Consider the following 20,201-nt stretch of genomic DNA (forward strand, 5'->3'; position numbering starts at 1 on the left):
GACATTCACCTATTTTAAGCTTTTATCCAAGCAAATTCATACGCTTCAAGTTCAACTTTGCCATCAATGATTTCGTTATTTAAAATATTGGTACCCTTGATCGCAACGGTTACATCATTCTTTTTCGCGGTAACGTTGAGAATAAACGTTATTTTTTCGCCGGTCTGATCGTTTACTCTTTCCAATGCAAAGAAAGCGGGACCGAGATCGATTACGTTTTGGCTTGCATACGGCGAGAATGCACTCTCAGCCTGTCTTAATTGTAGCAGTGCTTTCAGCCCATTAAATACCTTGCTTCTTCTTTCATCACTGACTAGCGCTTCTTTAATGAAGCTGAACTCGAATTTTTCTCGATTGATTCTTCTGTTAATTCCAGACTCTTCAAGTCCCTTGTAATCATTCGTCGACCCAAATAAAGAATTGTAATAAATGGCAGGAACGCCTACAAAGGATAAAAGGATAGAATGGGCTGCAAGCATCTTTTTTATTTTCAATTCTAATGTTTGGTCTTCTGCTTGGTTGACAAGTGCGTCAAAATAATTAATATTCAATTCGTACACAGACTGGGTGCCATCTGTATTGTTCTTATACGAAACTCTACCGCCATTTTCTACGACTTTATCGACAAGTACTTTTCTCTCTTCATCTGTTAAAATACCTTCTGTCGCTCTTACACCGATTCCATCATGACTTGCTAAAAAGTTAAAATACGTTGCCGTTTCCGAAACTTTATCAATTGTCTTTGCCCATCTCGTTAGCTTACTTGAATCATGCGTAGTCATGGTATGCAGAACTAAAGGAGGCAAAGCAAACTGATACACCATATGCGCCTCATCTGTGCCATCGCCCAGATAGCTGATGTTCTCTTTGTGAGGTACATTGGTTTCCGTAATGATTTGTGTATCCTTTTTAAAATAGTCTAGCAGGATGCGCCAAAGCTTAATAATTTCATGTGTCTCTTTCAAGTGCATACAGCTCGTTCCAGATACTTTCCAAAGAAATCCAATGGCATCTAATCGAATGCTGGAAGCACCTTTATTGGCATAAAGGAGAATGACATCGGTTAACTCCTTCAACATGGAAAAGCTTTTCGGATTAACGTCAACTTGATCCTCACTGAAGGTTGTCCATGCCGTTTTTACACCATTTTTCCCCTTATATTCATGGAACAAAGGAGAAGTCCTTGGACGAATGACTTTAGAATAATCAAAATTTTCATCATGAGGAATAAAGAAGTCTTTGTATTCCTCTTCATCGTTCAAGTATCCCTGGAACCACGAACTGCTTTTAGATAAATGGTTCGCTACAAAGTCATACATCATTCTAAAGTCCTGGGCAAAGGATTGAATGTGATTCCAATCGCCCAGCTTTTTATCGATCTGACGATAGTCTACAACCGAAAATCCGTCGTCGGATGTATACTCAAACATAGGAAGCAGATGAACGTCTGTGATGACTCCGTTCACTTGTTCTTGTAAGAACTTGTTTAAGGTTTCTAAGGTTGGGACTCCACTTTCATAAATGCTGTCCCCATACGTAATTAGGTACACATTTTTTTGGGTGACCGGATCATTCGGCATCCAATTTGCCTTTTCCCATTTAGAAATGAGCTCGCTCAATAAATCCATGTACTCTGTTTTATAATCATTCTTATAAATAAGCTTTAATTTACTTTCTACACTTTGAAGAACCTTTTCTTTATTCATAATCCATCTCCAATAATTTATTTAATTCTCTGCGTGGTTTCGATATCAAAGAACATGACATTGTCGTTTTTCACAAATAATGTGACCTTGGTGTTGGGTTTAATTTCCATATGGTCGATTGTCATAATTTTTGTCTCAACACCACCAATATCCGTGATCAATATCGCATGCGTCCCTTGAGGTTCAACAAACTGAACAACCGACTCGCATAGATGATCCGATGAAGAAGTTTGTTCCAGAGAAACGCCGATAAATTCCGGTCGAATTCCTAAATCTACTTTTTTATTTCTGTACGGCAGCAACGCATGGACTAATTTATCAGGAACTTTATACTCAAATCCTGTTGAAATTGCATATAAAGCGTCTGCTCTCTTTTCTATCCTTACCTCAAAGAAATTTGTTGGCGGTGTCCCGATGAATGAAGCGACAAACTTTGTCGCACTATCTTGATACACTTCCATTGGCGTTCCAATTTGCTCAATAATTCCTTTGTTCATGACAACAATGCGATCCGCCAAGCTCATCGCTTCTGATTGGTCATGTGTGACGAAGATGGAAGTAGAATTTTCTCGCGTATGAATATTTTTAAGCTCTGTTCTCATGGAAACCCTTAGCTTAGCATCTAGGTTGGATAACGGCTCATCCATTAAGAAAAGCTTCGGCTTGATGACAATGGCCCGTGCAACTGCAACCCTTTGCCTTTGTCCACCCGACATTTGTGCAGGGTATCGATCCAGCAATGCTGTAATGTCAGAAGCTTCCGCTGCAGCATGAACGCGTGCTTTGATCTCAGCTTTAGGAATTCCTTGAAGTTTCAGCGGATAGGCAATATTTTCGAAAACCGTCATATGTGGCCAAACCGCATAACTTTGGAAAATCATCGACACGCCTCTGTCTTTTGGTTTTTTCCCCAAAATACTTTCGCCTTCGATAAGAATATCGCCGCCGCTAACGTCTTCCAATCCAGAAATCATTCTAATTGTTGTCGTTTTTCCACAGCCCGATGGACCTAGAAATACGATAAATTCTCCCTTTTCAATCAAAAGGTTCATTTTATTAACAATCAAATTACCATCTTTTGTATATCTCTTTTCAAGATCCTTCAGCACCAAGTAGCTCATTCAAATTACCTCCTATACTTCGACTCCGCCCCACATCTGGTTTACATACTTTCTTACAATAAAAGTAAATACCAATGCAGGAATAATTAAGATTAAACTACCCGCAGCGGCATATTGAAGACTGCTGCTTGAAGTTCCAATAGCTTTATAAACAACTAATGCTAACGTTTGGTTTTGATCAGTAAGAATTAAAGCAGAAATTGTATCATTCCATGCCGTTAAGAATGCATACATGGAACTGGCTGCCAGTGCTGGAAACGCCAACGGTAAAGTGATTTTCATGAATGTTTGGAAACTATTCGCACCAAAAATATAGGAGGCTTCCTCTAATTCCTTGTTAATCCCTACAAAGATACTTGATGTAATCCATGCTGTTAATGCAATGTTAGGGATCGAATACAAAATAGCTAATCCCCATAATGTATCAAATAAACCGATATTAATAAGCAAAATCGCCATCGGGATACTGATTCCTACAACTGGAAACATACGAACAATGAGAAGAGTAACATTGATGGTCTCTTTGAACTTAAAATTAAATCGCGCCATTGCATACCCAGCTAAACTGCCAATGGTTAGCGAAATGATTATCGTGTAAACCGAAACAAGTATACTATTCACTAGCGAACTTTTTGCTTTTGTAGCGATCGTGAAAAATTGCTTGAAGTTATAGAGCATATCTTTTTTAAGCGTGAATTCCATGGGGCCATTTTCTTTCGTTTTACTGAACTTTTCTAGCAGCTCATCTCCTGGAATCGTCACCGCATATTGTCGATTAAAAAAAGTTTCTAATTTTATAGGATTTCCTGTTGTTATAATGGAACGGTATCCTTCACCATTGTTATAAAAAATCTCGTACATTCCTTGATCGGCAGGCGCTACCTTAACCGTAACGGAAGTGCTCGGGATAAGCTTTTTCGGAAATTCATTCATTTCAAAATCGTTGGAAAATGAAACGGATAAGAAAAATACGATTGGAACAACAACAGAGATGACCATAGCAGACAGGATTAGGCTCATTACTGTTTTTTGGATCATATTGAGTCTATTCACTATTTATTGCCCCCTGCCGCTGAATTTTTCTTTGTGACTCTCAAATAAACAAGCGACACAATAAGCACAATCACAGTAGTCGTAAAAGATAACGTGAATGCAAGCTTCCTACTCGTTTCTAAACCAGGAACAGCATCTACATAAAATGCCACACGTTCAACTAGGAAAGGTACCTTACTATATCCGACAACCATAACTGCAATCGCCCAAACCTGAATAGCCGCAATCAATCTCAAAATAATGGAAGTTACGATTGAAGGCTTAAGCATCGGCAGTGTAATATCTCTAAAAATTCTCCATTTATTAGCCCCGAAGGTATACGCGGCTTCTCTGAATTCCTTTTGCATACCTTGTAATCCGGCAATTAAAATGATCATTACGGATGGAGTAACCGTCCACGTATCGATCAAGATAATAAGCAGTAAAGCGGAGAATCCCTCTGCACTTAAAAAAGAAATAGGTTCATGAATGAGGTGTAAGGTCATTAAGATGGAATTGATCCACCCATCGCTAATCAACCCCGTTTTCCAAAGGATTGCAACAGCAGTCGGTGTAACGGCCATTGGAATCATAGAAACAAACATTAACGTTTTCGCACCTTTGAACCTTCTGCTAAGTAACACGGCTAATGTTAGCGCAAGCACATATTGCAGTACAACGGATATTGCGACAAAAAGAGCAGTATTCATTACGGATTGCCCAAACAATTCGGATTGAAACATTAGCTTAAAGTTTTCGGTTAACGAGAAGTTTCCATGGATATCTATGAATACTTCCTTCACACCCGCAGCAACCGGAGTGAGCCAAAAAACCGCATAAAATATAAAAGCAGGCAGAAGCAATAAATAGGGTATCGCTTTTTTATTCATAACTCGTATTCCCACCTTCTGAAAAAAATTGAGGAGGGAAGCACTAGCACTCCCTCACTCAACTTAATAAGTTTGCGTATTTACTTTTTTTTCAGTCCGTCAAGTTTTCCTTGCATATCTTTGAAATATGCTGCATCCGGCAATGCTTTGTCCTTCAGGATCTTGTTAAACAAGTCGCCATAGAGCAGCTTTACTGCGTTCCAGTCTGTATAATCTGTTGAAGGTACACCCGAAATGATTGTGTTATCAAGCATTTTGGAGCCCGCAGTTTGAATCACATCCGTTGGTTCAAGCAGATCGCTAACTTGTTTGATTGGGCTCAGGTACCCACCCATAGCCACTGTATACTGATAATCTACTTTAGGGTCCATGACATATTTCACAAAATCTTCGGCAGCTTGCTGATTTTTCGCACCTTTTTGAATACCTACTGTCCAAGCTCCCGCTGTTGATCCAGCTCCCTTAGAGCCTTTTGGTGCCGCACCAACAATAAAATCATTTGGAGAGGCCGAATATGCAACTCCCAGTGGACCCATGTGAGCAAAAGCTAACCAAACATCACCTTTTTTCATTGGATCAGTCGGCGAAGTATATTGTGCCTGCTCAGCATAGAACGCGTTGCCTTTTGCCATTTTTTCAACGTTCTTCATTGCATCCATGAATCCAGCATTGTCAAACTGCGGGAATTGAGCACCATAGGCTAGCCCCATTCCGCCCAAAGGATACAGCAATTGAGAGCTAGTCAGGTTTGAAGGATACATGGTTTTACCTGTACCTTCACCTTTGGCAATGGCCACTGCCCAGTCTGAATATTGATCCCATGTCAATCCTGTTACTACATCTTTATCTGTTAAACCAGCTGGGAGATATTTCAGAGCTTTCTTGTTCGCCATTGTCAAATACACATCGAATGAAATTGGAGCAAAAAATCTTTTACCGTCCTTATTTGTTGATCCATCGAACATGTTAGTCAACGTCACGCCGGTACCTGCTACAATCTTGGAAATATCCTGTGTCCAGCCTCCGTTAATATACGGGGCCATATTCGCAGTATCTACGACCACAACATCTGTAACCACGTTGCCAGTCTGTTGTTCCGTACCAATTTTTTTAATTAAATCAGCTTGAGGAATAATTTCAGCATCTACTTTCACGTTGTACTTCTTCTCGAAATTCTTAACGTATGTGTTTAACACGTATTCTTTTTCAGATGGTTGTTGCGCATTTGTAAAAATAATTTTTAATGTCTTAGGCTGGTCAGGTTGCTTTGCCTCTTGAGATGGTGCTGCACTGCTGCCTTTTGGGCTGGTGCTCGTGCTGCCGCAACCTGCTAGAATCATACTGGTTCCTAACATTGCTGTCATTGAAACCGCTAATATTTTTTTCATTTGTAGTCCTCCATTTTGTATTAATTTAGGTATACCCCAAAATATGACTGTTTATTTTCAAGAAAAAGCTTTTTGAAGATCCCCTCCAGTCAAAAAAACCACTTCAATGGGAGCGCTCCCACGGTACGTAAAAAAAAATACAACCGCTTCCATGACACAAAAGTAACTATAAAACCGCTCCCATGAATACTATAACCCATCAATTTGACAGTGTCAATTCACTTATAATGTCCTCTGTAACCCACATTTTCCAACCATATATGGGTACAGAGGCGCAGAACGCATATACTATTCATGTAGTGGTATTAGCATTCGATCTTGAATATTATAAATCTGCCTAGCTACTTTTATGGAAACTTCTGGGCCTGATTTTTTAACCACACTCAATTCCGACTGTGAAATTGTAAAGACCAAGCTTGATCCTTGCCATTCAAATGGGAAAGAAAGCTCAGACCAGTTTTTTGGCAATTTGGGTGAAATCACTAGCTGGTTTTGCTCCATCGTTATGTTTGCAAATCCAAATACTGCAGCTAACCAGTTGGCACCAAGAGAAGCAGCGTGAACACCCTCATCCGACGACTTTGGATTAGGTCCCAGGTCGATCAGGCACGCTTCTTGGAAACATCGATACGCCATTTCATGTTCCCCGCACCTTGCGGCCACAATGGCATGAATAGCTTTACTGAGCGACGAGTCATGAATCGTATGCTCTTCATAGTACTGTAAGTTTTTCTTAACAACTTCAGCCGAGAATAAATTCGGCATCAAGTACAGCAGCATAACGACATCCGCTTGCTTTAAGATTTGCATTTCATTAACTTCAGCGCGGGAATAATCTAATAAAATGCCCTGACTTCCTTGCTTTTGTTTATATTTTGTTAAATCAATTTCCGGTTTCGTTAAGAAGGTATCATCTTGTGGAATAATACCCTCCTCGTTTGGCGCTGGTAAATACAAACTTTGTAGGAACTCTTTTGCACGCTTAACAAACGTCAAATCCTCATGATTATATTTTTCGAGGAAAAAGACCGCCTGTTGAACGTTATTAGCCGCCATGTAATTGGTATAAGCATTATTATCAATATGCTCTGTATATTCATCGGGCCCAATAACATCTATGATGGACAAACGACCACCTTCATCGGAAGCGCGGCTGATCCAAAACAACGCGGTTTCTTTCAGTAAGGCAATCCCTTCTTTTTGCATAAACGCTTCGTCAAAGGTGCTGTAGTAGTACTGAACAACGGCAAAGGCAATATCCGCGACAATATGGTGTTCCGCAATAGCAGAAGCCACTTTTTGTCGATTTCCTGTTAAGATGTTGATGGCCGCAAACTCCGGGGTTTCTTCATGTCCTGTCAGTGCGCTTTCCCAAGGGAAAAGTGTGCCTTCATAGCCATTTTTGAGGGCTTTACTTTTGGCTTCTTCCATATGAAGATAGCGATAAATTAGAAGTTTTTTCGCTACTGCAGGATCCGTGTATAAGTGAAAAGGCGCAATAAATATTTCTGTGTCCCAAAACACATGTCCCTTATACCCTTCTCCAGTTAATCCTTTGGCTCCTACACTCAATCTTGCATCATGTGCTGGTGTCATAATCTCAAGGTGGTAAATAGAGAAGTCGAGTGCGAATTGATCCATTTCATCAATTGAAGAAATTTTTACGCGCTTGTGATCCCAAAACGCCTTCCATTTAGCAGCAGTTTGGTTGCGCAATTGATCGTAGCCAAATAAGCTATATTGTTCAACCGATTGAATGCTAGCTACATCCACTTCTTTAGCATCTATATCATTAGAAGTATACACAGCACTTATTTTTTCAAGTACGAATGGCTGATTCACTTGAAGGTTTTGTGAGATGCTTGCGGTAAGCTGACGGTTTTTGGCAACAAACACAGGTGCCGAAACAGGCGATACATTAATCATAGTTGACAACGCCACTAGATGATTACTTTCAGATGTCCGATAGGTCGCATGCATGATTCTTTTGTCAATGACACGTACATTTTCTTCAATTAGGTGCTGCTTGCCAAAGTTAGATTGTTGCGCATCAATCCCTGTCTTCAACGTAAGAGCTGCGGTAGTATCAAGGGCCGTGATGGTAACTTTCGATGCAAGCGTATGCAGGTCTGCTTTTGAGACGAATCGCTGGAAAAGGAACCGGAACCGATGACCTTTTTTGTTTTTCCAAACCAGCTTTCTTTCTAGCTCACCCGTAAATAGGTCAAGATTGCGTTCATATTCAATAACTTCACCAGCCTGTAAGGTGAAAACTTCTTCATCGATTTCAATTTTCATTCCTACAAGGTCCGGCAAGTTGACGATTTCATTCACGTCATTGCTAGAGAACCTGTTATAAATTCCCGCAACGTACATTCCTCGCGTTTGTTCTGTATAATTTTCATCAAAGCTGCCTCGAATACCCATATAGCCATTTCCTAATGTCATTAACGTGGCATACTTGTTGACTGCTTGCAAGTCGAATCGTTTTTCTTTTAAAGGCTTTACTTCACTCATAACTCAACACTCTCATTCTTTTCAGCTGACTGATATATTGTTTCAACAAGTTTTTGAATGGAGTATCCTTCCTCTCCATCCGCCAATCGATCATTTCCGCCTAAGCAACGATTGACAAAGGCTTGCATACTTTTGGTATGTCGATCTTCATCCGCCGCTTCGCGTTTAAATAAAGATACCAGTTCTCCTTTATCATCTTTATAGATTTCAGCCGGAAACATCGTTGCCCCCGCCTCATCGCCGCAAAGCTCCACATTCATGATTGTTTTCTCTCTGGCATCCAGCTTCAAATTCAGGGCAAAGGAAGTTTCAAGCTGAATAAGTCCGCCATTTTCCAATTCAATATAAGAAAAAAGCGAATCTTCTACTGTATATTTTTTAGGGTCCCATGACCCAAAGGCCCCTTCGCTTTTCTTGATTCCAATCTTTTGGAATAGTTTCGCGGTTACTTTTTTTACTTTCGGGTATCCCAGCACATACATGGCAGCATCCAACATGTGAATGCCGATATCAATAAGGGGTCCTCCGCCTTGAGCTTCTTTATTTATAAAAGTTCCCCAACCTGGGATCGCATTTCTTCGAAGAGCTGTCACTTTTACAAAATAAATTTCCCCAAGAATACCTTGATCAATCTTATTTTTAAGCTCAGTAACATCGTCTGCGAAGCGGTGGTGAAAATTGTAGGCAAGAATCTTCCCTTTTTGTTTAGCATATTCGAACATTTTTTTCGCATCTTCCGCGCTAATGGCAGGCGGCTTCTCACACAACACATCGCAGTTATGTTTAAGTGCTTGCATGACGTTGTCAAAATGGAACCGATTGGGCGTACAAACACTAATAATATCTGGTTTTTCGACCAAATACATTTCTTCCGCATTGGTGTAGAAGCTAGGAATGTTGTGACGTGCAGCGAATTGCTTTACGTTCTCTTCAGTGGCACCTACAACAGCAACGATCTCTATGTCTTCTCGTGTATTGTAATAAGCAATGTGAACTTTCTCAGCGACTTGACCGTTGCCAATCAATGCGACTTTCTTTTTCACCATAGTTCATCCTCAGTATCGTTTAGTTCAAACAACGCTTAATGTGATCCAATCCTTTGAGGAATTCTTGCTTCGGGTTCTCACCGCGAACACGGTGTTCAAAACTTAAGTAACCCGTATAGCCATCTTTTTTTAATTGGTCAAAGTGCTTCTTAAAATCTATGGAGCCGCTTCCTGGTTGAAAGCGATGGTTGTCCGCAATATGAATATGCTCGACCAAATCCTTATGTTTATGAAGAGCAGTGCTGATCTCATCTTCTTCAATATTCATATGATAGAAGTCTGCAATGATTTTCACATGTTTGAAGTTGTTGTCTTCAATGTACTTACGTGCGTCTGCAAGCGTATTGATCATGTGGTCTTGATAACGATTTAACGGCTCTAAATAAATCGTTGTTCCTGTTTCTCCAGCAACTTGATCTAAAAATATCAATGACTCTGTTACCGCTTTTCGATCACCTTCCAAGCTTCTCGGTGAAGTCATTGGCGGAAGACGGAAGGTAAACATTCCCCATGCAGCAGGTACAACAATTCCTTTGCCGCCAATTTCTTTTAGCGCTTTTAATATACGTTCAATATCTGCTAGTCCCTTTAGTCGGCGCTCTTCAATAAAGTCCCCAATCCAACCGGTATAACCTCCGCATGCCGTAGCGACTTCAAGCCCCGTTTCTTTAATCGCTGCCTTTACTTCTTCAAGATTTTCTAAAAGAAACTTTCCATCGATTTCAAAGCCATCAAATCCTGCCTCTTTTAAGAAAGTAAATTTTTCTTTGATGTTTTCTGGAAAAAAGGGTTGATTCTGCGTTCCAATTTTCATCGTTATACATTCCTTTTTATTTGATGAGATCCAGTCGACGGATGGCTCCTGCGATTTCTTCCGCAATAAGCTCGTAAGCATAGCGGCTGGGATGAATATGGTCATTTTGGTCAATAAACCAACGGATCGGAACTCCCGATCCTACTTTTTCCCGAACACGTTCAAACACATTGATGCACGGCAATTGTTCATCATAAGCAAATTGAACGGCAGCTTTTAGATACATCTCACTGTATTCGGCCCACTCCCGCCTTAATTCTATTGCTACATCACGGTACGTCGGAACATGATCTAAGAAACTGTCTTTGTCTGGAGGAATGGTTATGAGGAATACCAGCTTGGCAGGAGTGGTCGCCCGAAGGACATCAAACAGTCGACTCAAGACGTTGCAATAATTGTCAATTCGATGCTTTCCGTCCAGACGATGATTATATGCGAACGACTCCACCACGACCAGATCAGGGCTTACGGAAGACAGACACTTTTGCACACCCACTCCAAACGGATTCGGGAAATCGTGGGTGACGCGATATATCCCATACTCCGCCCGAGTACCGCTAACACCATAATTAAACAATTCAAAGGGCTGGTTTGGAAAGTCCCTGTCTAATGCATCCCTGAGCTCGGGCATTTCCGCTCCCCAAAATGCGGTCATTGAATCTCCAAGGCATGCAATTTTATATTTGCGTTTCATCGCTATCCTCCTGTTAGGACGATAAATTGTAAGGCAGAACACGCGTTTCTGCCTTATCAAATTTGAACTTTATTTTTTATATTCAATTCCCATTTTTATACTTAATTCAGGATTCTGATCTACGAAATTCATATATGCTTCTGCACATTCTTCAAATGCAACAACGGGATCGATCAAGTCTTCACAATTCAGATATCCATTCATTAATAGTTCCCAGCAAGTGTCTTCGATTCGTTTGCGGTTCCAACGTGGATAATCCGGATTCGGCTCACTAGATGCTCGAGAGAAAACAATCTTGGCGTTATTGAAGTGCGCTTCGCGACCTAAATTGAACCCCTCCGGGAAAGGCTTCGCAAATGCTATATATGAAATGGTACCTCCATAAGCGATTCCTCTTAGTGCAGCCTGTAATGCGCTGGAGCTTCCGCTTGTTTCGATGATGGAATCAACGCCCATTTTATTGGTCAGCTTCTTGATTTCATAGCCCAAGTCACAGCCGATCGGATTAAACGTGTAGTCCGCACCATGTTTCTTTGCGATTTCACAACGGTGTTCGATGGGATCTACACCGATAACGATGCTAGCGCCAGCTTTTTTCGCTAATTGAATTGCAATTTGTCCAATGGCGCCTAAGCCAACAACAACAACGTAATCCCCGGCACGTACATTGGCATCTCGTACAGCGCCCATTGCAAATTGGGCAGGATCATAGCATACTGCGTTTTTCCAAGATGCTCCCTTGGGCATCTTACGCAGTTTATAGTTATTTACTCCGTTGACAATGACCGTCTCCATAATGGGTCCATAAGTGGAAACCACATCTCCCACCTGATACTCCGTCACGTCGGTACCCACTTCACAAATCGTTCCTACAACTTGGTTCCCTAATTGGAATTCACCGAATACAATACCTTTCTTTTGTCCTTCTGGCCGCGGCATAAACATCTTCCACTCTTCATTGAATTCTTCATCGATGAATGGGCTAAGGCCACGGAAATCAACAACCTCGGTCCCGTGCTTTGGTGAAGCAAACTGAACTTTGATTTTTACTTCGTAGCTTGCAACTGCACGATCTTCATAATCTAATAACTCGGCAACGCGCGGCTTAACTGCAACAAGCTTTTTCATCGTAAACATCCATCCTTTTTATATATTTTTGGGAAGTACATCATCAAATATTCTCGGATAAAAGTATTTTAAAAAGCGTCCTTTACTCCTCTGCAAGATGCTGATACACTATTGTGGTACCGATCCCACGAAGGGCAAAAAAAATATGAATCATTTCCCGTTTACTGTATAATAGCTTAACCGTAACAGTCAACAGAAATTTATAATTCTGCATTTACTCAAATAACTACGAGGTGAATTTCAATCAAACCTAATAACCCCACAATATATGATATAGCTAGTCATGCTAAAGTCTCCAAATCAACAGTTTCACGCGTTTTAAACGGAAAAACAAATATTTCAGATGAAAGTCGCAAACGCATCTTAGAAGCGATAAAGGAATTGAATTATCAGCCCAATAAGCTTGCACGTGCCTTAACGAATTCAGGGTTCGATGCCATACTCGTCATATCACGACCATCAAACACAACCGCGGGTAATCCATTTTTTTCCGAGGTTATTCAATCCATCGCTTCGTATGCAGAGAATGAAGACTTTGATGTGATTATTCAGACGTCTCGAAATACAAAAGAAGTTATGGAGAAGTGTCTGTCCAAAATTCGTGACAAAATGGTCCGAGGCATTATTATGTTAAGTTCCCCTGTGAATGAGGATTATTTAGATGAATTAGATAAACACAGTATCCCCATTGCAGTCATTGGGAAAGTAAAAAGAAACTTTAACAACATTTTTTCGATTGACACAAACAATTTTGCCAATAGCTATAACCTTGTTCAGCACCTTATCGATAATGGGCATAGTGACATTGCTTGCTTGCATGCACCGTTAAAATATAATGCAGCAATCGATCGTGTGGATGGCTATAAACAATGTTTAATTGATAATGGAATTCCTGTGCGTGAGGATCTAATTATTGATTGTGGTTACTCTTTTGAAGATGCACACGAGAGAGCGATTCAATTACTTCAGTCTGAGCGCTTGCCAACCGCCGTTTTCACTGTTGATGAGCTGAAAATTATGAGTTTCTATCATGCGGCTTCTCAGCTAGGAATTTCAATTCCTCAGCAAGTTTCAATTGTCGGCTTGTCTAACGGAATCACACCACAACTTCTTTCACCGCCTATGACAGGAATCGAGCTTCCAGTATCTGAACTAGGGAAAATTGCAACGGATTTGCTTTTCAAAAGAATTCAAGGACAAGCCGATACAGAACGCTCAATAATCGTTCCAGCTCATTTAGAGGAACGAAAATCAGTACAAAAAATAAAATAGGGATGGAAATTAATGAAATACAATATTGAAGCAATAATTTTTGACTTGGACGGCGTAATTACGGATACTGCTGAGTATCACTACTTGGCATGGAAGAAACTAGGGGAAGAGATTGGTATACCTTTCGACCGTGAATTTAACGAAACGCTCAAGGGAATTAGCCGAATGGAGTCGCTTGAACGCATTTTAGAGCATGGCGGACGCCAAAATGATTTCACGAGTGCAGAAAAAGAAGCGTTAGCGGCGAAGAAAAACGATCATTATGTGCAGCTGATTCAAAGTATCACTGAGAAAGATGTTCTGCCAGGCGTTGAAAGCTTCTTAAAACAGATTAAAGAGGCTGGCATTAAAATTGCCATGGCCTCCGCTTCGAAAAATGCGTTTTTTGTTACTGAAAAACTAGGTTTAATCCAGTATTTCGATCATATCGTGGATGCTGCCACCGTTATTCGCTCTAAACCGGACCCCGAAGTTTTTCTAAAAGCGGCAAAGGCTGTTGCTGCAACACCAGACAGATGTATCGGCGTTGAAGATGCAGCAGCAGGTGTAAGTGCAATTAATGATGCGGAAATGTTCGCAGTTGGCATCGGTGATCGTTCTGTGCTTGGACATGCTAAAATGGTTCTTCATTCAACAAAGGAACTGAATCTGGAAACGATTCTATATGCCTATACTAAATAAACAAATGGAAGGTGCACCAGTCATTTTTTATGACTAGTGACACCTTCCTCTTTATTTAATTTATTTTATCGAATACAAGAAGCTCGCTTGAATAATCACCCCACAGTGGAATATTCACTCCGCGATTCATTAAGGAAGCACCGCTTCGCTCAAGATTAAATTGCTTGCAAGCGTAAATTCCTTGTGGGTCCAGGCCTCTTAGTCTGATTGAAAATGACGGATGTCTAAATTGCGGCGCATGTCTAAAGGCAAACAGCACAGTTTGCGAGCATTCATCGTTCACAAATTGGAAAGCCGCGCCGTATTGACTGCGTGGTGAAACCAGACGATACAATTTACCGTTTTGAGTCGTTTCACGTATTTCCTTGTATTGCGAGATGTAAGATTTGATCTCTTCCAATTCTTCTGGACTAAAATCATCGAAAATTAAGCTGAAGCCCAGCGGACACATCATTGCACTATGAAAACGGTACTTCAGAGAAGTTTTTCTTAAATTATTGTCATCTGGTGAAGCGGTAACCCATGCCATCATCGCTTTCGGGGTATAGGCAAGTGAATTCCCTTCTTGAATGAACAGCCGATCAAATGGATCCGTATTGTCGCTTGGCCACAATTGATATGCATATTTCATAATGCCCATATCCATTCTCGCTCCTCCGGCAGAGCAAGATTCGATCATGACACGAGGATGCTTTTTCTGAAGTTTTTCTAACATACCGTAAACACCATACGTATGTCTAACCCAAATTTCTTTATGGTGTTCACTTGGCGCTTCGGGCCAACCAGGCTCACTGAAGGAGCGATTCATATCCCACTTCACGTAAGCAATATCATGTTTCGATAGCAGCTCATCCAAACAGTTATAAATATATTCCCGAACGTCTTCGCGGCAGAAATTCAATACGAGCTGATTTCTGAGTTCTGTACCCTTTCTACCTGGAAAGTGATATACCCATTCCGGATGTTTACGATAAAGATGACTATCAGGATTAACCATTTCCGGTTCTATCCAGATACCGAATTTCATCCCTAAGGATTTGACATGATCAATGAGCGGATTGAGCCCATTCGGGAATTTTTTCTCACTAGGGTACCAATCACCCAGACCTGAATGATCATCAAATCGATCACCAAACCAGCCATCGTCAACAACGAAATATTCCGCACCAAGCGCTGCCGCTTGATTGGCCAAAGCCTTTTGATTTTCTTCATTAATGGCAAACTCAGTCGGGTACCAGGAATTGTACACCACCGGTCTAAGTTCATTTGCATTTCTTAAAATATATTTTAATTGATAGCTATGCAAATTACGGCTAGCCTCTCCGAATCCTTGTTTCGTAAATCCGCCAATACATGTTGGCGAAGAAAAGGTTTCACTTGGCTTTAGATGCCATGTAAAATCAAAATCGTTAAACCCCGCTGCAACCTGCAAGGTTTGATAGTTTGTTCTTTCTACAACAATTTTCCAGTTGCCACTAAACGCAATTGCACCAAAATATACATCGCCTTGCTCCTCTTGTGCGTCGCCAAAATCAATGGCATACCAGGGGTTAGCGTGATGACTTGTTCTACCTTGACGGCTTTCAAGCACCTTCTTACCTTCGTTTATAAGCTCATGACGTATTTTATTTTCCCCTCTGGAGAGGCCTGTCAAATAGGTCAAATGATAGTCGGGCTGGATGGGAAAATGCCAAATGGCCCCCATTAATTGCTCAACGGATATCGGTTCCGACCCCTCATTGACTAGCTCAACGTGACGTTCAATCAAATCAAACTCTGGAATCAATTTGTAATGGAGCTTAACTAAAAGTGGTTTTAAATCATCCTTTAAATAAATAATCAAAACATTGTCGGATTTTATTTCAAAATGACTATAAACTAGCTTCAGGTCTCGTATTTGATCCGAAAAAGTAACCTTAATTCCAGGCTCGGCAAACCGGTATCCACCCCAAGGCATAATCTCATCTTTATAGGGACTCATCGCTCCTGCACCGGGATGTTCGTAGTCTCTATCAATATCAAAATAATCGATATCAGAGGTTTGCAAGCCGCCCCAATATAAATTTACAATGTTGCCCTTGCCGTCGATACCGATTCCATATTCCGACTGTTTCGTCTTTAGTATCCACATTTTTTGCTTTTCAAAATATCGAATGGACATTTGCGCTACCTCTTCCTTTCTAACAACCTAGAGACGCCCAACAATACCGAGGTATCCGGATCATCAGCCACCATAAATCGAACCTTTCCCCACGGTGTCCAAGCCAACCGGTGAACGCGCTCTTCAAGCAGAGGGACGATGATTTTCTTTGACTTCATTAGCCCCCCACTTAGAATGACAACATCAGGGTCATACGCATGAATGAGATTCACGATACCCGCGCTCCAATTCGATATCAAATCCTCTAATAGATCGATGCTGGTGCGATCGCCGGCTCTAGCTGCCTCTACAATTGTTAAATAATTAATTTCAGACGCATGGGCCAATCTACTCCCCATAAAGTCGACGTGCTGTCTTGCCTGATGCTCCAAAGCCCATGAACCGGATTGAGCCTCCAGACACCCTATATTACCACAATTACATGATGGGCCGTTAATATTGGTCGTGAAGTGCCCTCCAAGAATGCCTGCCTGATAATGACGCCCGCGAAGTATTTGATCATTAATAATGGCAGCCGTCCCGATGCCAGTTCCAAAAGTCATCAATACGGCATTCGTTTCCCCCTGCGCAACGCCATAGGCCGTTTCCCCGATCAGTGCCGCGCGGGCGTCATTCTCAAGCACTAAAGGCAAAGAAAAAGCTCCAGAAACCCATTCAAAAAATGAAAAGCCGATTGCATCCGCATACTTATCGTTAATTGACAATATCGTTTGGTTATCAGTATCCACTAATCCAGGAGTTGCCATCCCTATTCCGCTGCATTCCGAAATAGTATAACCACTCTGCGCCAACAACTCATGAATGGTAGCTTTAACAACCGGAAGTCGCTTCACTAACCCAGTATCCGATTGGGCCGATATGCTCGTTTTCGAGATGATAGCTCCTTTTTCAACCAAACCGATTTTTATATTGGTCCCACCAAAGTCTACCGCAATATTCATCGCACACCCCGCCTTCCAGCCATGTCAGCTTCTCACATAAGCTTTAATCGTACCTAGCCGCGTTCCCTGACTGCGCTCGGTTGGTTTAATTGTATAGGCTCCCACTGATGCAGGAACAATGAACGTCTCGGCATAACGAATGATAAACGGTTCAAAAGCGCCAGAAGGACTCTCTACTACAGCCTCTTCCCCTTCTACCAGATTCAGCATCTGAACGCCACCTTCGGTATGATGATTGACCTTAGCTGTAAACCAATGTCTTCGGGTTTCAATAAATTCCAGCTCATGCAATCCTGTTCGTTCCTCAACCCAGCCTTCGCCTTCGCCGATCTTTACCACCGGATTCACCAGATTTCGCTCGACCCAATCCGTTGTACGATCCCATTGAATGTTTTTACGACCATGCTGCAAATGAACCGGACGAGGCTTCCCATCAAGGCCAAGCCTGTCCCAATCCCACAATTTGAACGTAAAAATATATGGCGTTGCACTAATTTCCAGCACCATCCCGCCAGCACCCGAGCAGTGAACCGTACCTGCCGGAATCAGAAAGTGATCATGCTTCTTCGCCGGGAACAGATTCACATACTTTTCAGCTGGGAAGGAATAATCGCCTGCTTGTGCGCGTTCCAGATCCATCATCATATCCTCAGGCCTGATTCCGTCTTTTAATCCGAGATAAACGACTGCCCCTGGAACCGTATCCAGCATGTAGTAGCTTTCATCCTGCGTATAGGACATGCCAAAGGTTTCACGAATGTAATCGGTAAGCGGATGAACCTGCAGGCTCAGATTCTGGCCGCCTATAGTATCGAGAAAGTCGAAACGAATTGGGAACTCCGCCCCAAATCTTGCAAAAACCTTCTCTCCGAGCAAATTTTTATTCTCAAAAAAGACCAGATTAATCGCGGGAACTTCAACTCGAGTACTTCCTACAACCAAATACACGCTATTTTCTTCAGGCACACCGTCAAATCCCCAAGCGTAAGGGTGTTCTCGTTTTTCCAGGTCAATCTTATCTTCCAGCCATTTCCCTCCCCACACGCCAGGGTCAAAATATGGCACTAACCGAAAAGGCCTGTTTACCGTTTGCTTCATTGCGTCAAATAACGCGTCTTTACTCAGCATCTTGGGGGCATCTTTAGCATTGGTATCCAAATAATAATCCGCTTGAGGCAATATCGCGCGCTTCATTCGATCCGCCGCGCGCCATTCAACGAAATAACCGCGTTTATATTTTCTAAGAATGTCCTCCGAATGGTTGTCTGCGAGCCAATTGCCAAATTCATGGCTGCGGTATCTGAGCTGGATTTCCCAACGTGCCATATCGGCATAGATGAGTGCATCCGCATTAGATACAAGTGACGCTCCTGTTCCGATTACAAGAATGACACCCTCATTTAAAGATGCGATTTCAGCCTGTATCTGAGCCAATTTCTTGCTATCGTAAAAATCGACGATATCAAACGGAGCCATGTAGCCAAATACTCGATCATCCGTCAAACATCTTTCAATCATGTTATCAATTCGTTCCTGATCTTTTACTGCTTTCTCTACATAAACAACCTTTACCGGGTTCAGATGCTCCTGCAGCCCTGTCACGATTTCTTCGATTCGCACACCAGGATAGCACTCAATGGTCAAAACAAACCTTTGTTTGCCTGAAATCGATCTCTGCAGCTCCTTAGAAATTTGCCCGTAACCGTTCCAGACCGCTTGTTCCCAGCCCTTGATTTCAATTGAAGGTAATTTATTGTACAATTTCGCCATAGGAATTCCCCTCATATGCTGTAGTAACTCGGAAATCATTATAGCTCTGAATTTGGGCTGCTGTATTTGCAGAGAAATGCCTCTTTTTTGTATAATCCGGACATAGGAGGTGAAACCGTGGAGCACTACTTGTATAAGCAAGCGAATGCACTTTTGAATCAAGTCGCTATTGATCTTTCAGGGGATACGGCTTCCTTTCTTGTCCATTACTGGGGTGTGGTGCCTAAGCATTACGATAATCATGTGCATCGGCACTCTTTTTTCGAAGTTTGTTATGTCATGCATGGGGAGGGAAATTACTCCGATCATGACTGCATTTATCCCTTATCTACAGGCACGATGTTTATTTCGCGTCCAGGTATCTGGCATCAGATTCGCAGCGATACCGGACTCGCTTTGTTTTTTGTGGCATTTGAAGTCATTGAATCCAAGTCTTCGCTCACAATCATTAATCAGTTCAACGAGTTGGCCGAGAATATGCATGTGGTTATTCCAGATGCTCAATCGTCACCCTCTGTCCAAATTTTTAACGCCATATTAGGACTCGTAAAATCAGGCGCTCCTGCAAATGAAGACATGTACCGTCACTTGTGCCATTCTCTTTTGAAATCTTTTTTGTATTTGTTTAAGAGTCAATCGGTTACAACTGGCGATCTCACGATACAGGACACAAGCGGGAGTCGGCTCATGCACAGAGCAAAGCTATATATAGATGATAATCTATCGTCCTCGCTACACCTAAAGCACATTGCACAATATTTGAATATTTCGGAGCGACATTTGTCTAGATTGTTTTTACAGCATCTGGGTCAATCCTTTATTCATTACTTACAGGAAAAAAGAGTTCAAAAGTCCGTAGAAATGCTGATGAGCAGCGAAATGGCAGTTAAAGAAATTGCAAAGATCGCTGGTTTTGAATCCGTTCATTATTTTACTCGCGTTTTTACTAATAAGATTGGCGTCTCTCCAGCAAAGTTCCGTAAAACTCAATTTTCCGACAACCTCAAACCTCGAAAGTAGTAAGTGACAAAGAAAGAATT

General features: G+C 41.6%; 16 protein-coding genes. 3 read left to right on the forward strand and 13 right to left on the reverse strand.

Annotated features, from left to right (window positions below; all coding sequences use genetic code 11):
* Positions 1-14: 14 nt before the first annotated feature.
* From FPZ49_RS21145 to FPZ49_RS21190, 10 genes are all read right to left on the reverse strand, one after another.
* Positions 15-1,706: a sugar phosphorylase gene (locus tag FPZ49_RS21145; protein WP_144850661.1), complete on the reverse strand. Its 1,692-nt coding sequence runs from the start codon at positions 1,704-1,706 to the stop codon at positions 15-17.
* 17 nt (positions 1,707-1,723) lie between these two features.
* Entirely contained in the window at positions 1,724-2,827 is a 1,104-nt protein-coding gene (locus tag FPZ49_RS21150) for an ABC transporter ATP-binding protein (protein WP_144850663.1), read from the reverse strand.
* A gap of 12 nt (positions 2,828-2,839) precedes the next feature.
* Positions 2,840-3,880 carry a carbohydrate ABC transporter permease gene (locus FPZ49_RS21155; RefSeq protein ID WP_222429940.1) on the reverse strand — a complete coding sequence of 347 codons (1,041 nt, stop codon included), beginning with the start codon at positions 3,878-3,880 and terminating at the stop codon, positions 2,840-2,842.
* Positions 3,880-4,749 (reverse strand): carbohydrate ABC transporter permease, encoded by an 870-nt coding sequence (locus tag FPZ49_RS21160; protein WP_144850668.1) that lies wholly within the window; start codon positions 4,747-4,749, stop codon positions 3,880-3,882. The genes FPZ49_RS21155 and FPZ49_RS21160 overlap by 1 nt, the downstream gene beginning before the upstream one ends.
* A gap of 80 nt (positions 4,750-4,829) precedes the next feature.
* A complete protein-coding gene (locus FPZ49_RS21165) occupies positions 4,830-6,137 on the reverse strand; it encodes an ABC transporter substrate-binding protein (RefSeq protein WP_144850670.1) in 1,308 nt (435 codons plus the stop codon).
* Positions 6,138-6,425: 288 nt separating this feature from the next.
* Positions 6,426-8,654 (reverse strand): glycoside hydrolase family 65 protein, encoded by a 2,229-nt coding sequence (locus FPZ49_RS21170; RefSeq protein WP_144850672.1) that lies wholly within the window; start codon positions 8,652-8,654, stop codon positions 6,426-6,428.
* Complete coding sequence (locus tag FPZ49_RS21175) at positions 8,651-9,697, reverse strand: Gfo/Idh/MocA family protein (RefSeq protein ID WP_144850717.1); 1,047 nt, start codon at positions 9,695-9,697, stop codon at positions 8,651-8,653. The genes FPZ49_RS21170 and FPZ49_RS21175 overlap by 4 nt, the downstream gene beginning before the upstream one ends.
* Positions 9,698-9,719: 22 nt before the next feature.
* Positions 9,720-10,514, reverse strand: a complete 795-nt coding sequence (locus FPZ49_RS21180) for a sugar phosphate isomerase/epimerase family protein (RefSeq protein WP_144850674.1) — start codon at positions 10,512-10,514, stop codon at positions 9,720-9,722.
* A 16-nt stretch (positions 10,515-10,530) separates the two neighbouring features.
* Complete coding sequence (locus FPZ49_RS21185) at positions 10,531-11,208, reverse strand: SGNH/GDSL hydrolase family protein (RefSeq protein WP_144850676.1); 678 nt, start codon at positions 11,206-11,208, stop codon at positions 10,531-10,533.
* A gap of 69 nt (positions 11,209-11,277) precedes the next feature.
* A complete protein-coding gene (locus FPZ49_RS21190) occupies positions 11,278-12,336 on the reverse strand; it encodes a zinc-dependent alcohol dehydrogenase (RefSeq protein ID WP_144850678.1) in 1,059 nt (352 codons plus the stop codon).
* A 243-nt stretch (positions 12,337-12,579) separates the two neighbouring features.
* Between FPZ49_RS21190 and FPZ49_RS21195 the strand changes: the two genes are divergently transcribed.
* Together FPZ49_RS21195 and pgmB are read left to right on the forward strand one after the other, a co-directional pair.
* Positions 12,580-13,608, forward strand: a complete 1,029-nt coding sequence (locus FPZ49_RS21195) for a LacI family DNA-binding transcriptional regulator (protein ID WP_144850680.1) — start codon at positions 12,580-12,582, stop codon at positions 13,606-13,608.
* Between the two features lie 12 nt (positions 13,609-13,620).
* Positions 13,621-14,289, forward strand: a complete 669-nt coding sequence (gene pgmB, locus FPZ49_RS21200; protein ID WP_144850682.1) for a beta-phosphoglucomutase — start codon at positions 13,621-13,623, stop codon at positions 14,287-14,289.
* Between the two features lie 55 nt (positions 14,290-14,344).
* Here pgmB and FPZ49_RS21205 read toward each other — a convergent pair whose 3' ends face one another.
* Genes FPZ49_RS21205 through FPZ49_RS21215 form a run of 3 tightly spaced genes read right to left on the reverse strand, consistent with a single transcriptional unit; the run spans position 14,345 to position 19,161 of the window.
* Positions 14,345-16,450, reverse strand: a complete 2,106-nt coding sequence (locus FPZ49_RS21205; protein WP_144850684.1) for an alpha-galactosidase — start codon at positions 16,448-16,450, stop codon at positions 14,345-14,347.
* A gap of 5 nt (positions 16,451-16,455) precedes the next feature.
* The gene (locus FPZ49_RS21210) at positions 16,456-17,391 is read right to left on the reverse strand and encodes an ROK family protein (RefSeq protein WP_144850686.1); all 936 of its coding nucleotides are present in this window, start codon (positions 17,389-17,391) and stop codon (positions 16,456-16,458) included.
* 24 nt (positions 17,392-17,415) lie between these two features.
* Positions 17,416-19,161 (reverse strand): class I mannose-6-phosphate isomerase, encoded by a 1,746-nt coding sequence (locus tag FPZ49_RS21215; protein WP_144850688.1) that lies wholly within the window; start codon positions 19,159-19,161, stop codon positions 17,416-17,418.
* A 117-nt stretch (positions 19,162-19,278) separates the two neighbouring features.
* On the opposite strand from FPZ49_RS21215, the gene FPZ49_RS21220 reads away from it, so the two are divergent.
* Positions 19,279-20,181, forward strand: a complete 903-nt coding sequence (locus FPZ49_RS21220; protein WP_144850690.1) for an AraC family transcriptional regulator — start codon at positions 19,279-19,281, stop codon at positions 20,179-20,181.
* The last annotated feature ends 20 nt before the right edge of the window (positions 20,182-20,201 follow it).

This window comes from Paenibacillus cremeus (genome assembly GCF_007786445.1).
Classification (GTDB): Bacteria; Bacillota; Bacilli; order Paenibacillales; family NBRC-103111; genus Paenibacillus_G; species Paenibacillus_G cremeus.